Origin of the sequence: Faecalibacterium sp. 9 (assembly GCF_048320955.1) — a bacterium.
GTDB lineage: Bacteria > Bacillota > Clostridia > Oscillospirales > Ruminococcaceae > Faecalibacterium > Faecalibacterium wellingii.
The window spans coordinates 528,831-543,760 of sequence record NZ_JBLWGB010000003.1 but is presented as its reverse complement, the minus strand read 5'-3'; the positions used below and the strand labels follow the sequence as shown (position 1 = coordinate 543,760).

At 60.9% G+C, this 14,930-nt stretch carries 10 protein-coding genes; 1 reads left to right on the top strand and 9 read right to left on the bottom strand.

What is annotated here, in order from left to right; translation table 11 throughout:
* Position 1: 1 nt before the first annotated feature.
* From ACKXF9_RS15005 to ACKXF9_RS14965, 9 genes are all read right to left on the bottom strand, one after another.
* Complete coding sequence (locus tag ACKXF9_RS15005) at positions 2-2,341, bottom strand: RelA/SpoT family protein (protein ID WP_339395154.1); 2,340 nt, start codon at positions 2,339-2,341, stop codon at positions 2-4.
* A 1-nt stretch (position 2,342) separates the two neighbouring features.
* Positions 2,343-4,475, bottom strand: a complete 2,133-nt coding sequence (recJ, locus tag ACKXF9_RS15000) for a single-stranded-DNA-specific exonuclease RecJ (RefSeq protein WP_418266659.1) — start codon at positions 4,473-4,475, stop codon at positions 2,343-2,345.
* A complete protein-coding gene (locus tag ACKXF9_RS14995) occupies positions 4,472-5,821 on the bottom strand; it encodes a 5-bromo-4-chloroindolyl phosphate hydrolysis family protein (RefSeq protein WP_418266658.1) in 1,350 nt (449 codons plus the stop codon). Before ACKXF9_RS14995 ends, recJ begins: the two co-directional genes overlap by 4 nt.
* Before the next feature lie 10 nt (positions 5,822-5,831).
* The gene (locus ACKXF9_RS14990; protein ID WP_418266657.1) at positions 5,832-7,427 is read right to left on the bottom strand and encodes an NAD(P)/FAD-dependent oxidoreductase; all 1,596 of its coding nucleotides are present in this window, start codon (positions 7,425-7,427) and stop codon (positions 5,832-5,834) included.
* Positions 7,428-7,447: 20 nt separating this feature from the next.
* Entirely contained in the window at positions 7,448-8,752 is a 1,305-nt protein-coding gene (locus ACKXF9_RS14985) for a YbbR-like domain-containing protein (protein ID WP_418266656.1), read from the bottom strand.
* The gene (gene cdaA / locus ACKXF9_RS14980; protein WP_249236962.1) at positions 8,749-9,648 is read right to left on the bottom strand and encodes a diadenylate cyclase CdaA; all 900 of its coding nucleotides are present in this window, start codon (positions 9,646-9,648) and stop codon (positions 8,749-8,751) included. Before cdaA ends, ACKXF9_RS14985 begins: the two co-directional genes overlap by 4 nt.
* Before the next feature lie 16 nt (positions 9,649-9,664).
* On the bottom strand, positions 9,665-10,831 hold the full coding sequence (gene ispF, locus ACKXF9_RS14975) for a 2-C-methyl-D-erythritol 2,4-cyclodiphosphate synthase (RefSeq protein ID WP_249236963.1): 1,167 nt from the start codon (positions 10,829-10,831) through the stop codon (positions 9,665-9,667).
* 136 nt (positions 10,832-10,967) lie between these two features.
* Positions 10,968-12,650, bottom strand: coding sequence for a phospho-sugar mutase (locus tag ACKXF9_RS14970; protein WP_339395160.1), 1,683 nt, complete (start codon positions 12,648-12,650; stop codon positions 10,968-10,970).
* Positions 12,651-12,772: 122 nt separating this feature from the next.
* On the bottom strand, positions 12,773-13,132 hold the full coding sequence (locus ACKXF9_RS14965) for a hypothetical protein (RefSeq protein WP_418266655.1): 360 nt from the start codon (positions 13,130-13,132) through the stop codon (positions 12,773-12,775).
* Positions 13,133-13,293: 161 nt separating this feature from the next.
* Here ACKXF9_RS14965 and ACKXF9_RS14960 point away from each other — a divergent pair, with 161 nt between their 5' ends.
* Positions 13,294-14,832 (top strand): YifB family Mg chelatase-like AAA ATPase, encoded by a 1,539-nt coding sequence (locus ACKXF9_RS14960; RefSeq protein ID WP_339395162.1) that lies wholly within the window; start codon positions 13,294-13,296, stop codon positions 14,830-14,832.
* Positions 14,833-14,930 lie beyond the last annotated feature (98 nt).

Below are 14,930 nucleotides of genomic sequence, written 5' to 3'. Positions count from 1 at the left end.
TTTAGCTCCTTGTCACCTTGAGCACGTCCTTCACCTTGGAAAGTCTTGCGACCACGCGGTTGAGGTGCTCGGTATTGTTGATGCCGATGGTCAGGCTGACCATCGCACAGCCGTTTTCCACCTGACGGGCGTTCACCGCATAGATGGGCACCCGGATGTCTGCCAGCGCAGCCAGCACATCCTGCAGCAGCTCGTTGCGGTTCAGCGCGATGATCTCGATGCCAGCCTTATAGCTGTCCTTGACGCTGTCGGCCCAGTAGGCCTTGACCCAGCGTGGGGCGTTGGTGGGATCCTTCATGCTGGAAATGGCGTTGGCACAGCTCTGCTTGTGGATGGACACGCCAAAGCCGCGGGTGATGAAGCCCACGATGGGGTCGCCCGGCAGCGGGCTGCAGCACTTGGCAAACTTGATGGGCGTGTTATCGAAGCCTTCCACCACCACGCCGTCGGTGGCATGCACACGGCTCAGATCCACCTTGGGCAGGTCTTCCTCGTTCTTATCCTCGGCCGCCTTCAGCTTCTGCCATTCTTCCTTGATCTTGGGCAGGCAGTTTGCAATGGTCATGCCGCCGTAACCGATGGCTGCATACAGCTCCTCGGCGTTGTTCTGGCGCAGACGGCGGGAGCAGCTGTTGATAAAATCATCCAGCTGGTCGTCCGGAATGATGATCATTTCGCGGCGCAGCTCACGGGCCAACGCATCGCGTCCCTGCGTGATGTTTTCCTCGCGGCGCATCTTCTTGAACCAGTTGCGGATCTTGCTCTTGGCCTCGCTGGTGCGCACGATCTTGAGCCAGTCGCGGCTGGGGCCCTTGTCTGCCGGGCCAAGGATGACCTCGATGATCTCACCCGTGGAAACGATGTGGTCAATGGGCACCATGCGGTTGTTCACCTTGCAGCCCACCATGCGGTTGCCCACCGCCGAATGGATGGCATAGGCAAAATCGATGCAGGTGGCACCGGTGGGCAGGTTGATGACATCGCCCTTGGGGGTAAAGGCAAACACCTCTTCCGGCAGAAGGTCGCTCTTGAGGTCGTGGAGAAGGTTGCCGGAATCCTCGCTGACGCGCTGGTTTTCCAGCAGCTGGCTCACCCACGCCAGACGTTCATCCAGTTTGTCGTGACCGTCCAGTCCCTCTTTGTACTTCCAGTGGGCGGCAACACCGTACTCGGCCTGTTCGTCCATCTTGCGGGTGCGGATCTGCACCTCAAAGGGGATGCCCTCGTGGCCGATGACGGTGGTGTGCAGGCTCTGGTAGCCGTTGGGCTTGGGGGTGGAGATATAGTCCTTGAAACGGTTGGGCAGCGGGTGGTACATATCGTGGATGAGGCCCAGCGTGCTGTAGCACTCGGCCAGCGTATCCAGAATGACCCGCACCGCATAGATATCATAGATCTCGTCGAAGGACTTGTTCTGCATGATGGTCTTGCGGTAGATGCCGTAGATGCTCTTGACACGGCGTTTGATGGTGGCACCCTCGATGCCGCTTTCCACCAGACGCTGCTCAATGACTCCGGACACTCTGGCAAGAAATTCCTCACCGGCGCGCTCGCTGAGCATCCGGCTGATCTCCTCATACCCCACCGGGTCGAGGTAATGCAGGCTGCGGTCCTCCAGCTCTTCCTTCACGTTCAGGATGCCCAGACGGTTGGCGATGGGGGCATACACCTCCATGGTCTCGCGGGCTTTGTCGCGGCGCTTCTGCTCCGGCCATGCATCGCCGGTGCGCATGTTGTGCAGCCGGTCGCACAGCTTGATGATCATGACCCGCACATCGCGGCTCATGGCCAGCAGCATCTTGCGCAGATTTTCAGCCTGCAGCTCTTCGATGTTGGAGAACTGGATCTTGGTCAGCTTGGTCACGCCGTCCACCAACAGGGCCACTTCCTCGCCAAAGGCGTCGGTCAGGTCTGCCAGCGTGGTGGGGGTGTCCTCCACCACATCGTGCAGCAGGGCGGCGGCAATGCTCTCGGTATCCATGCCCAGATCCAGCACCAGCCGGGCCACGGCCAGCGGATGGCAGATATAGGGCTCGCCGCTGCGGCGGCATACCCCCTTGTGGGCAGTGTTGGCAAGATCGTAGGCCTTTTCGATCATTTCCATGTTATAGGAGCGTCCGCTTGCTCTGATGGCCTCGCACAGCTTTTCCCAGGTAACGATCTCCGGCCGCACCTCCGAAGGCAGAGCGCCTTCCGGTGCATCAGCCAGCTGGGCCGTGGCTGAAACGGTGGCCGTTTCCTGCACTGGCATCGGCTGATGCAGGTGGGTCTTTGCGGAGTAGAGATCTTCGTCCCGCACCGGCTTGGGTGCCGGGACCGCAGCTTTCTTTCCCTCTGGCATTTTACATTCCCTCCAAACATTTCAGGACCGGGGCATCCGCAAGGTTCTTTTTGCCCTGCGCAGGCACAAGCTCCAGATATTTTGCCCCACCCTTTTCCACAGCGGCGATCAGGCCCACCTGTTCCAGAGCCGTCACTGCCACCAGCGTTTTGCCTGTATTTTCCTCGCCCAGCTTCGCACACAGCGGCTGCAAATCCTCTGCATGCCAGCGGCGTGCCTGCAGCTCACGATATACCGTGATCATATGGCTGCGGTCGGGCGTGATCAGCGTTTTTTGTTCTGCCGTCAGCGGCGTGCCCCGGCGCAGCGCCGCCACCAGTGCGGCCTGTTCCGCCAGCTTGCTGCCAAGGCCTGCCGGGTGCAGATCCAGGATGCGGCCCGAAAGCTGTGCGCCCCGGGGCGAATCGTAGACCGAAAGATTCAGCGCCGCATCCACCACGTCTCCCGTGGTGTAGGGCAGCTGCTCCGGGTGCATGCCGAACCACACCGCATACACGCTGGCGTTGCCCTGCCGCAGGCGCAGGCGGCTGTGCCTGCCATCCGACACCGGATACACCCCGTCCACCACGGCGTTCTGCAAAAGGAACACCGGGGTGGGATTCTCGGCACCATAGGGTGCCAGCTGATCCAGCCTGCGCACGCTCTCCACCGTGACCCGGTCCAGATGAATGGACAGGTCACATTCCAGCGGGGTCGCATGCAGTACCGGGCATTCCCGCGCGGCCCACTCGTTCAGGCGGCGGCGCAGGGCAGGCAGGTTTTCTTCCCGCACCGAAAGGCCCGCCGCCATGGCGTGGCCTCCGTAGCGGATGAGCAGGTCTGCGCAGGAGCCGATGCAGTCGTGGAGGTTGAATCCCTGCACACTGCGGCCGCTGCCTTTGCACTCGCCGTGCTCGTCCACCGTCACCACGATCACCGGCCGGCCGGTGCGCTCCACCAGCCGGGAGGCCACGATGCCAATGACGCCGGGATGCCAGTCGCGGCCCCACAGCAGCATCACGCGGTCTTCCAGCCGTTCCGGCTCCTGTTCCAGAAGTTCCTGCGCCGCATTAAAGATCTGCAGCTCGATCTCCTGACGCCGGGCGTTGATCTCGTTCAGTTTGCGGGCCAGCTCTTCGGCACGGTCGGGATCCTCGCAGAGCACCAGCTGCAGGGCGGTCACGGCACTGTCCATACGGCCCGCCGCGTTGATGCGCGGCGCAATGGCATAGCTGACATTCTCCGCCGTGACGGGCTTGCCCGTAAGGCCCACCTCTTCCAGCAGAGCTTCCAGCCCGGGACGGTCGGTGTTTTGCAGCTGGTGCAGGCCGGATCTTACCAGTGTGCGGTTCTCGCCGGTCAGCGGCATCACATCCGCCACCGTGCCCACAGCGGCAAGGTCGCCGCAGTAATCCAGCATTTCCTCCGGCGGGCAGCCGTCCAGCGCGGCGCACAGCTTAAAGGCCACTCCCGCACCGCACAGGCCCTTGAAAGGGCTGGTATCATCCCTGCGGCGGGGGTCCACCACAGCAGCCGCCTTCGGCAATGTATCCGGCGGCAGATGGTGGTCGGTGATGATCAGGTCGATGCCCAATTCTGCAGCGTAATCCGCTTCGTCCACGGCAGAAATGCCATTGTCCACGGTCACGATCAGCTGACAGCCCTTGTCGTGGATGGAGCGGATCGCGTTTTTGGAAAGGCCGTAACCATCGCCCTCGCGGCTGGGCAGCATACACTTGACGGTCGCTCCCATGCCCTTGAGATGCTGGTACAAAAGGGCCGTAGCGGTCACGCCGTCCACATCGTAATCGCCGAACACCACGATGGTCTCCCCGTCATCGATGGCCCGCCAGATGCGCTCACAGGCCTTCTGCATATCGGTCAGCAGAAACGGGTCGCTCAGCTCTTCCTCACCGGCCAGCAGGGTCAGCGCGTCGGTGGGGTCGGTGACGCCGCGGGCCGTCAGAACGCCCGCCAGCAGGGCGTTTTCCTTCTGCTGGGCAGCAAGCACGGCCTTGTATTTCTGTTCGCTCCAGGGTTCTCCCTCCTGCGCATTGTATTCCAGTTCTTCAGCTGCCTGCTCCGCAATGGCTGCGGTCAGTTCCCGCAGGGCAGCGCGGTCAAGGTTTTTCAGCTCCCATGCACGGTAGGTCATTGAAAATCCCCTCCCGTCAGCCCATCGCTGGCCAGCATACCCTGCAATGCGGCGATCTCCGAGGAGACATCCATGGCAACATCCGAGAGCAGCGTATCATACAGGGTGTCGTACGCCTGATTCAGCGTGTGAAGGATGCCCGCGATATCGCGGCGGATGGTCTCGGCGTTTTCGCCCTGCTGGCCCTGCACATCGTTGTAGGTGTGCAGCAGCTTGAGGGTGGTGGGGATATAGTATTCCGCAAAGCGGCGGGCCTTGGGCAGGCTTTCCGGGTGTGCCTCCAGCCAGTCGCAGATGGCGGTGGTGGTGGTCTGCATATGGTCCAGCTCTTCGCGGCCCTGCGCATCCTGCATCAGCTGTTTTTCCTGCTGCAGCACGGTGGCAAAGCGGCGGGCCGTTTCCAGATTAAGCGGCACATCGTCTGTTTTTTCCTTTACCGGCTCCGGCTGCGGCTCTCTGGGGGCCGCTGCAGCCTCCTGCGCGGCACGGTAATCCTCTGCCGTCAGATAGAGTTTTTCCGTTTTTTCGTCCACCCATGCGCTCAGCCAGCCATTGCGGATGAATCTGCGCACCCACTTGAGGGCCCGGGTCTTTTTCTCGTCCACGGCTTCCAGCGGCAGGCCCTTTTTGCAGTCAAAGCCTTCCGCCGCCTCGGCCAGACGGAGCAGCGTCTTGCTGGCCTTCAGGCGGGACGCACCGGCAGTGATCATCCACACGAACACGGCGGTGACAGCCGCAAAGCACCAGCCGGTGATCCGCACCGCCCCCAGCGCAAAGCTGCCCATGGCTGCAGCATTTTCAGCCATAAAGCTGTCCTGCAGAAGAGCCTGCAGAACAGCCGCATTGGGCGTAAACAAGCCCGCCGCACCCAGACAGGAAACCGCCGTGATGCCAAAGATCACCGTAAACGTGATGCCGACTGCCAGCAATGCGCAGCCTGCGCTGTAGCGCTTTTTGGCACTGGCGCGGATCTCGTCTGCCGGGGTCGTCTCTGCCTTGCCGAACATCTGCCGGAACCAGCCGGAAACACCTGCGGCCTGCGCGTTGATATCGTCCTCATTCAAGCCCTGTTTTTTCGTATTCTGCGCATTCTGGCGGCTGCGGTAGTATTCATCCCGGCTTCTGCGGAACGCCTTTGCCGCTTCGCCAAGGCCAAAGTTTGCAGCATTCACCGCCGCACGGCCCACACCATAGGCGCGGTCGCCAATGTCCTCCCCTTTGCCCTCAAAGCCATGGGCAAACGCATCGGACATGGTATCGCCAAAGGCGCGCAGCTGGTCTTCCAGCTCCTGCTGCACCTGACGGCCCTCATTTTCTCTCATTGTATCGTTTTCACGATCGTTCATCAAATTCTTCTCACCCTTCTGCCGGTGCATACCGGCTGATGATGGCGCGGGCCACCCGCAGGCCATCCACGGCGGCGCTCATGATGCCGCCTGCATATCCGGCACCCTCGCCGCAGGGATACAGACCTGCCAGCTGGGTGCATTCAAAATTTTCTTCCCGCTTCAGCCGCACCGGGCTGCTGGTGCGGGTCTCAAGACCCGTAAGGATCGCTTCCGGCGCGGTATAACCCGCAATTTTGCGCTCGTAGGCGCGCAGGCCCGCCCGCAGCGTTTCGGCCAGCTCCTGCGGCAGCAGTGCGCCAAGGTCTGCCGCAGCAACGCCGCGGTCATAGGTAGGCTGCACGCGTCCAATGTTCAGCTGGCCGCGCCCTTCCAGAAAGCTCTGGATGTTCTCTGCCGGAGCGGCATACTCCCCTGCACTGCGCCCAGCGGCGTAGGCTCTGGCTTCCAGCTCCCGCTGGAACGCGATGGCCCGGCGCGGATCGTCTGCAAAGTCCTTGCCTCCCACGCTCACCACCACGGCCGCGTTGGCATTTTTGCCATTGCGGGCGTGGAAGCTCATGCCGTTGGTCACTACACGGCCTTCCTCGCTGGCCGATGCCACCACCTGCCCGCCGGGGCACATGCAGAAGGTGTAAACGCACCGCTCCCCCACATGCTGGGAGAGTTGATACTCGCCCCGCGGCAGAGCCGGATGCCCGGCAGCCTCGTGATATAAGCTCTTTTCGATCTCACTCTGCAGATGCTCGGCGCGGAAGCCCACACTGAACGGCTTGCATTCCAGCTGCAGGCCGCCGTCCATCAGCATTCCGAAGGTATCGCGGGCCGAGTGGCCCACCGCGAACACCAAAGCTTCGCAGGCAAAGGTACCATTTGTGGTAAAAATTCCGGTGAGCCGACCATTTTTCTGTTCAAATCCGGTCAGGGCGGTGTTGAAATGCACCTCGCCGCCCAGAGCTTCAATTTCCTTGCGGATGGAGATGATGACGCCACGCAGCAGGTCGGTGCCCACATGGGGCTTCTGCTTCCAGGCGATCTCCTCCGGCGCACCGTGCTGCAGGAACACCTCGGTGACAAAACCGCACAGCTCATCGCCGATGCGGGTGGTCAGCTTGCCGTCCGAAAAAGTACCGGCACCGCCCTCGCCAAATTGAATGTTCGCATTCACATCCAGCTCGCCGGTGGCAGAAAAGTGCTCCACCGCCTTTACGCGCTCGTCCAGCGCCGGGCCGCGCTCCAGCACAATGGGCCGGTAGCCCTGCCGGGCCAGCAGCAGCGCCGCAAACAGGCCCGCCGGGCCAAGGCCGCATACCACAGGCCGGTGCGCCAGCGGAAGCGTGCCATTCTGCACCGAAAGATCCACCTTTTTCTGCAGCGATGCATCGCCGCAGCGGGCAGCAAACGCTGCTTCTTCGGCAGGCTCTTTCAGGGTGACAGCCACCGTGTACACCAGCTTGGGCTGACCGTGGCGGGCATCCACCGAGAGCTTTGCCACACCCAGATGCTGCACCTTTCCGCGCGGGATGCGGGCAGCGTGCAGGGCTTTTTCAAATGCCTGCGGCTCTCCGGCAGAGAGCGGCAGACGGATGTTGCGAACCAGAATCATAGTATCGTGTGTTCCTTTTTTCAGTTGCTGTCGATGCGGCACTGCAGCACATAGCTGCCCAGCGCAAAGATCTTGCCGTTGGAGGGCACATACAGGCGGCAGGCGATGTTCTGCTCGCCCGTTGCCACCGAGAAGTCCTCTGCATCGATCTCAATGACCACCTGCTCCGGAGTCAGGGACGCCATGGCATTCTTGGGTCCGCAGAGGGTCACGTTCATCAGGCGTTCGGTCTGCACCGTCAGCTGATAGGTAGGCGGCAGGTTGACCACCTGCACACAGGTGTTGGGCAGATTCATGGTCTTGGTCTCCAGAGCGGAGCAGTCAAAGCTGACTGTGATGGTGGAGATGTTATCCAGCAGGTAGATGTCCGTGGGCAGGTCGATAGGCAGTTCGTAGCTCTTGTTCAGCGTAAAGGTGGAAAGGTCGATGCTGCCAATGGGCAAGGTGGACAGCATATCGATCTTAGCCTCCGGGCCGGCCACCTTGAGCTGCTTGCGGCTGAGCGCGTATACCAGCACCGAATCATCAAAATCGCGCGGTGCATTGATGAAATTCACATTCACCGGCAGGGTGGCCATCTTGTACACCTGCAGGGTGACGTCCACACTGTTTTCTTCCAGCTCCGTGTACTCAAACTTGACCTCCCTGCCGCCGGAGGTGTAGAAGCGCAGCGGCGTGCTCAGCGTGACCGACTCGGTCAGCTCCCCGCTGTAGGTCACCTCTGCGGTACAGGTAACGGCCTTGTCCAGCTCACTGCTGGGGCCGGAAAGAGTGATGTTCTCCTTGGAAACATCGGTGCTGTAGAGGATATAGCCATCCGCAATGGTCAGGTAGTTGGTGGTAACGGTAACGGGCAGGGTCTTTTCCTCCACCACGTCAAACACCACGTCCACCGTGTTATCATTGCCTTCCATGGTCACGGTAACACCGTTCAGCAGGCCGTTGGCACCGCGCACCAGCAGGCGCAGGGTCTTTTCGCCGCTGTCGCGCACGCTGGAAAAATCCGGGTAGACCACAAAATCGGAAGCGGTCAGGCCGCCGATGGTGTAGCCGTCACCGGAGATCTTCAGGTTCACGGTCTTGTCCTGTGCGCTGACGATGCTCAGGCCCCGGGAGGTGTAAGCTGCGGAATCGTAGGTATAATCCACCGGCACATTGTAAATGGTGTTGGTGGTGCCGGGTTGGACGATGATCGTGACCACCATCCATGCAACGATGGCGCCCAGCACCGAAAGTGCCAGCCGGATGCGGCGGTCGTCCAGAATGTTTTTCTTATGGGCGACCGCCGGCTTTGCGCCGTTTTTCTTGTTGGGTTCGTTGTTCATTGCGCATCGTCCTCCTTCTGGCTGACCCATTTCCACAGACGGTCCAGCTGACCGCGCCAGCCGCTGACCGTCGTCTTTTCGGCAGCGGTCTCCTTGGGGATCATCTCGTCCACCAGACGGGTATACAGGGTCTGGCGGTCAAAGTGGCGGATCAGCACACCGTTTTTCGCCATGGAGATGATGCCGGTCTCCTCGCTGACCACGATGGCGATGGCGTCGGAATTTTCGGCAATGCCAAGGCAGGCACGGTGGCGGGTGCCCATATCCTTGCCGAGATCCAGATTATTGGAAAGCGGCAGCACACAGCCAGCCGCTTTGATGCGGCCGTTCTCAATGATGGCGGCACCGTCGTGCAGAGGCGTGCCCTCATAGAAGATGGTGCCCAGCACCTCCAGATTGACGGCGCTGTTCACCGGCGTGCCGGTGCGCACGATCTCAGAAAGGTTCGTGTGGCGTTCCAGCACGATCAGCGCACCGGTCTTGGTCTCCGAAAAGCGCTCGGCGGCGTCGCAGATGGCAATGATGGCACTGCGCCATGCGCCCTTGAGGCTGGGGTCGTTGTAGCGGCCTTTGACATTGAACAGCTTGGCAGCCCACTGGTCGGTCTGGCCCATGCGCTCCAGCGCACGGCGGATCTCCGGCTGGAACAGCACCACCAGGGTCAGCAGGCCCACCTGCAGCAGTGAGTTCAGCAGCCATGTGACGGTACGCATGTTCAGCGTTTCCGCCACCAGATAAACTGCCATCACCAGCAGCGCACCCTTGAACAGCTGGCCGGCACGGGTGCGGTTGACAATGCCCAGCAGCTGGTAGATCAGGAAGGAAATGATGATGATATCCAGCAGATCGACCAGCTTGAAGGTCTGGAAATTTGCAATGATCGCGTTCAGAGTCATTGGTACACGCTCCCGTTTACAGTGTTTCGATCAGGGCAACGGCATGGGCGGCAATGCCCAGCCCCTCGCCGGTAAAGCCCAGATGTTCCTCGGTGGTAGCCTTCACGCTCACAGCATCCACCGGCAGGCCGAAGGCGTCGGCCAGATTCCGGCGCATGGCCGGGATGTGCGGTGCCAGCTTGGGCCGCTGACACAGCAGCGTTGCGTCGATATTTTCAATGCGGAAGCCATGCTCCTTTAAAATTTCAGCCACACGGCGGGCCAGCTTCAGGCTGTCTGCGCCGGAGTAGGCAGGGTCATTGTCCGGGAAATGCTGGCCGATATCGCCCAGCGCCGCTGCACCCAGCACTGCATCCATCACAGCATGGGCCAGCACATCGGCGTCCGAGTGGCCCAGCAGGCCCTTTTCAAAGGGCACTTCCACGCCGCCCAGGATCAGCTTGCGGCCTTCCACCAGACGGTGCACGTCATAACCATGTCCAATGCGCATTTTATGTTCCTCTTTCTGTTCCGGGCGGGGCAGGTCCTCGCGGGTGGTGATCTTCAGATTCGCGTAATCGCCCTGCGTCAGCTGCACGGGGCGCCCGGTCAGCTCGAACAGGCTGCAGTCGTCCGTGACAAGGCGGGCTTTTTCGGCGTCCAGCTCTTCCAGCGCTGCCAGATAGGCTGCGCGGTCAAAGCACTGCGGCGTCTGCACCGCATACAGGGTGCTGCGGTCCGGGGTGGCATGTACAAAGCAGCTCTCCGGCACCGTCTTGCCGCTGCCCCGCACTGCCGCCTTGATGGTATCCTTCACCGGCACGGCAGGCGCTGCGGCACCGCACCGGGCTGCAGCTTCCAGCGCAGCAGTGATGACCTGCTGGCTGACGAAAGGCCGGGCCGCGTCGTGCACAGCCACAAGCGCACCGGAAGCTGCCAGCACACCGTTTTTCGCGCTCTCTGCGCGGGTGGCACCGCCCGCCACAACGCATACAGGCTTTGCGCAGTCTGCGGCCTGCTGCTGGGCAAAGGCACGGTTACTGCCTGCCACCAGAATGATCTCGTCCACCAGCGGACACTGCGCAAATGCGCGGATGCTGCGATGCAGCACCGTCTCCCCGCCCAGATCAAAGCTGAGCTTATCAAAACCCATGCGCGTGGAGGAGCCTGCCGCCACCAATACCGCCGATACTTTCTTTTCCAATCTCTTCACCTGCCCGATCCCTATAATAAGCCATATTTTATTATAGCGTATAACTTCTCAAACTGCAACCGATAATCTGCAGCAAAAATGCCCCTCTGCACAAGGCAGAGGGGCACAAACTTGTTCTTGATGGAGTTTACTTCAGCATCGGCTCGATGGCAGCAGCCAGAGCATCTTTCTGTGCCTGTGCTTCTGCCAGATCCTTGCCCAGCGTGGTGAAGTAGGTCTTGATCTTCGGCTCGGTGCCGGAGGGACGCACCACAACGGTAGCGCCGTTTTCCAGACTGTAGATCAGCACGTTTGCTGCAGGCAGGCCGGTCTCCTCGGGCTTCTTGTAGTCCGTCACCTTGACCACCTTATGACCGGCCAGCTCGGCGGGCGGTTCATCGCGCAGCTTCTGCATGATGGAAGCCATCTTCTCCATGCCGGTCAGACCGGGGAACTCAAAGCTGTCCACCTTGTTCAGGTAGCGGCCATACTGCTTATAGATCTCTTCCAGACGCTGCTTGATGGAGGAACCGATGCTGCGGTAGTAAGCGGCCATTTCGCAGATCAGCATGGAGCCGATGACGGCATCCTTATCGCGCACATAGGGGCCGGCCAGATAGCCGTAGCTTTCCTCAAAGCCGAAGATGAAGCGGTCCACCTCACCTGCAGCTTCCAGATTTGCGATCTGGTCGCCGATCCACTTGAAGCCGGTCAGCACGCTGCGCATCTCCACGCCGTAATGTGCGGCAATGGCGTCGGCCAGCGGAGTGGACACGATGGACTTGACTGCCACCGGATCCTTGGGCATGGTGCCCTTTTCAATGCGGCCTGCGCAGATGTAGTCCAGCAGCAGAGCGCCCATTTCGTTGCCGGATACCAGCTCATAACTGCCATCCGGGCACTTCATGGCGATGCCCACACGGTCCGCATCGGGGTCGGTGGCCAGCATCAGGTCTGCACCGGTCTTGGTGGCCAGATCCAGACCCAGCTTCAGAGCCTCAAAGATCTCGGGGTTGGGGTAGGAGCAGGTGGTGAAGTAGCCGTTGGGATACTCCTGCTCGGGCACGATGGTGATGTCGGTGATGCCCATATCGTTCAGCACGTGGGTGACCGGCACCAGACCGGAACCGTTCAGCGGACTGTACACCAGCTTCAGGCCGGCAGTCTTGCACAGGCCCGGGCGCACCTGACGAGCCTCAATGGCGTCGTACAGAGCCTTTTTGCAGTCATCGCCCACAAAGCGGATCAGGCCCTGCTCCACGCCCTCAGCAAAGGAAATGTACTTTGCGCCGGTGAGCACGTCGGTCTTCTGGATCTCATCGTAGACGATGGCGGCAGCGTCATCGGTCATCTGGCAGCCGTCCGGGCCGTAGGCCTTGTAGCCGTTGTACTTGGCCGGGTTGTGGGATGCCGTGACCATGATACCGGCGTTGCACTGGTAGTAACGGGTAGCAAAGCTCAGGGCAGGCACGGGCATCAGGGCATCATAAATGCGCACCTTGATGCCGTTTGCAGCCAGAACGCCTGCGGCAGTCTTGGCAAAAACATCGCTCTTCAGGCGGCTGTCGTAGCTGATGGCCACGGTCTGGGTGCCCTTCTGGGTCTTGACCCAGTTTGCCAGACCCTGCGTAGCCTGACGGACGACATAAATATTCATACGGTTGGTGCCAGCGCCCAGAACGCCGCGCAGACCAGCCGTGCCAAACTTCAGAGCCACCGCAAAGCGGTCCTTGATCTCTTCGTCATTTCCCTCGATCTTGGCCAGTTCCGGCTTCAGATCTGCGTCTTCCAGATCGGCAGCCATCCAGCGCTTATATTCATCCAAATACATCTTGCACACCTTACCTTTTGTAAATTTTTCCGCAAAAAGAAACAGGTTTAACAAAACCTACTTATAATATAAACTCTCCGCGTCCATGTGTCAATTGCGTAATCTGCAACAAGATTTGCTGCTTAAAACCGGCATAAGGCACAAAAATCCAAATTATCGCCTGCAAAGTCCGGGATCATCCCGGCTGTGCCAGCATTTTCCAGCAGCTCATAGCTCTGGCCCACATCCGCCAGCACCTCCAGCCACTGCTCCAGACCCACGCTGTTTTCGCACAGGTAGCGCAGCAGCTGCATGGCCCGGGCAAAGCTGCCCTCGGGCAGGCGCACCGCACTGCAGCGCACCCGGCCATCCTGCTCGTGCCGCAGCTCCATCACCACGCCCTGTGCGGACAAAGCTCCGCAATAGACAAGGCTGTGGGCATGCTGCAGCCCCTCCAGCTCCGAATATGTATGGATATAGCGGCAGTATTCGTTGTTCATCATGGAAAAAATCTCTCCTCTCTATCGCATTGACATCTTTCCTGCCCTTTACTATAATGAATCCAGACGTATTTTTGTGTCGAAGTTTGGCATTTTTGTCCATTATTTTCCACTTTTGCCAATTCTTTTCCGTTTTGTCACTCATTGGAGCGAGGGAGAGCACCATGTATTCTGTCACCCGAAGCTTTGGTCTGAAGGGCCTGAACGGCTTTGCCGTAGCGGTAGAAGCCGATGTCTCCGGCGGTCTGCCCGCATTTTCCATCGTAGGCCTGCCGGATTCCGCTGTGCGCGAAAGTGCAGACCGCGTGCGTGCCGCCATCAAGAATCTGGGGTTCAAGTTCCCGGACCGACGCATCACCATCAATCTGGCCCCGGCCGATGTCCGCAAGACCGGCCCGGTGTATGATCTGCCCCTGCTGCTTGCGCTTCTTATTTCCAGCGGCCAGCTGGAGGCCGTCCCATCGGATGCTGCCTTTTTGGGCGAGCTGGCACTGGACGGCACCCTGCGGCCGGTATCCGGCGTTCTGCCCATGGCTCTGGCCGCTGCCGAAAGCGGCATCCGCGCCCTGTATGTCCCCGCCGAGAACGCCGCAGAAGCTGCCGAGGCCTGCGCCGATGGAATGGCGGTCTACCCCGCCCACACAGCCCGTGAGGTAGTGGATGCGCTGAAGGGAATCTCGTCCCTGTCCCCTGCCGCCGCTGTCCCCTTTGATCCGGCAGAAGCCTGGGCACAGGTGCCGGATTTTGCGGACGTACTGGGCCAGTCTCTGGCGCGGCGGGCCATGGTCATTGCCGCTTCCGGCGGACACAACGTTTTGCTGATCGGCGCACCCGGCACCGGCAAATCCATGCTGGCAAAGCGCCTGCCCGGCATCCTGCCGCCGCTCACCCGGGAGGAAGCCGTGGAGACCACCAAGATCTACTCCATTGCGGGCCAGCTGCCGCAGGGACATGGGCTCGTCTCTGTACGCCCCTTCCGCAGCCCGCACCACTCAGCCAGTGCCGCAGCGCTGGCTGGCGGCGGTGCGCAGTTCCGGCCCGGCGAGTGCAGCCTTGCCAACTGCGGCGTGCTGTTTCTGGACGAGCTCCCGGAGTTTTCCCGCGAGAGTCTGGAAGTCCTGCGCCAACCTTTGGAGGATGGTCAGATCACGGTCAGCCGCGCGGCAGGCAGCGCCACCTATCCCAGCCATTTCCAGCTGGTGGCAGCCATGAACCCCTGCAAATGCGGCTACTACGGACACCCCACCCGGCAGTGCACCTGCTCACCCAGTGCCGTGCGGCAGTACCGCAGCCGGGTGTCCGGCCCGCTGCTGGATCGCATCGACCTGTGCGTAGAGATGGACCCCATCGCCTTTGACGAGCTGCACACATCGGCTCCCTCCGAGAGCAGCGCCGACCTGCGCAAACAGGTGCTTGCCGCCCGGGCCATTCAGGCAAAGCGCTATGCCGCCCCGGGTTTTGAGGGCGTGCTCTGCAACGCCCAGCTCACCGCCGGGCAGGTGCGGCGCGTCTGTCGCATGACCCCCGCCGCCGAGCGGCTGCTGCGTGCCTCCTACGACGCTTTGGGCCTTTCCGCTCGCGCCCATGACCGCATCCTGCGGGTGGCCCGCACGGTGGCCGATCTGGCAGGCAAACAGCTGCTGGATGAGGACTGTGTGCTGGAAGCCCTGCAGTACCGAGCACAGGAAAAAGTGGAAGTATAAAAGCTTCTTCGTCTTTGCTTCGCAGATCCGCCTTCCCCGAAAAGGGAAGGGTTTGTGCAGCTTACCGTTACGCGCAAAAAAGCCATCTGTATCTTTCC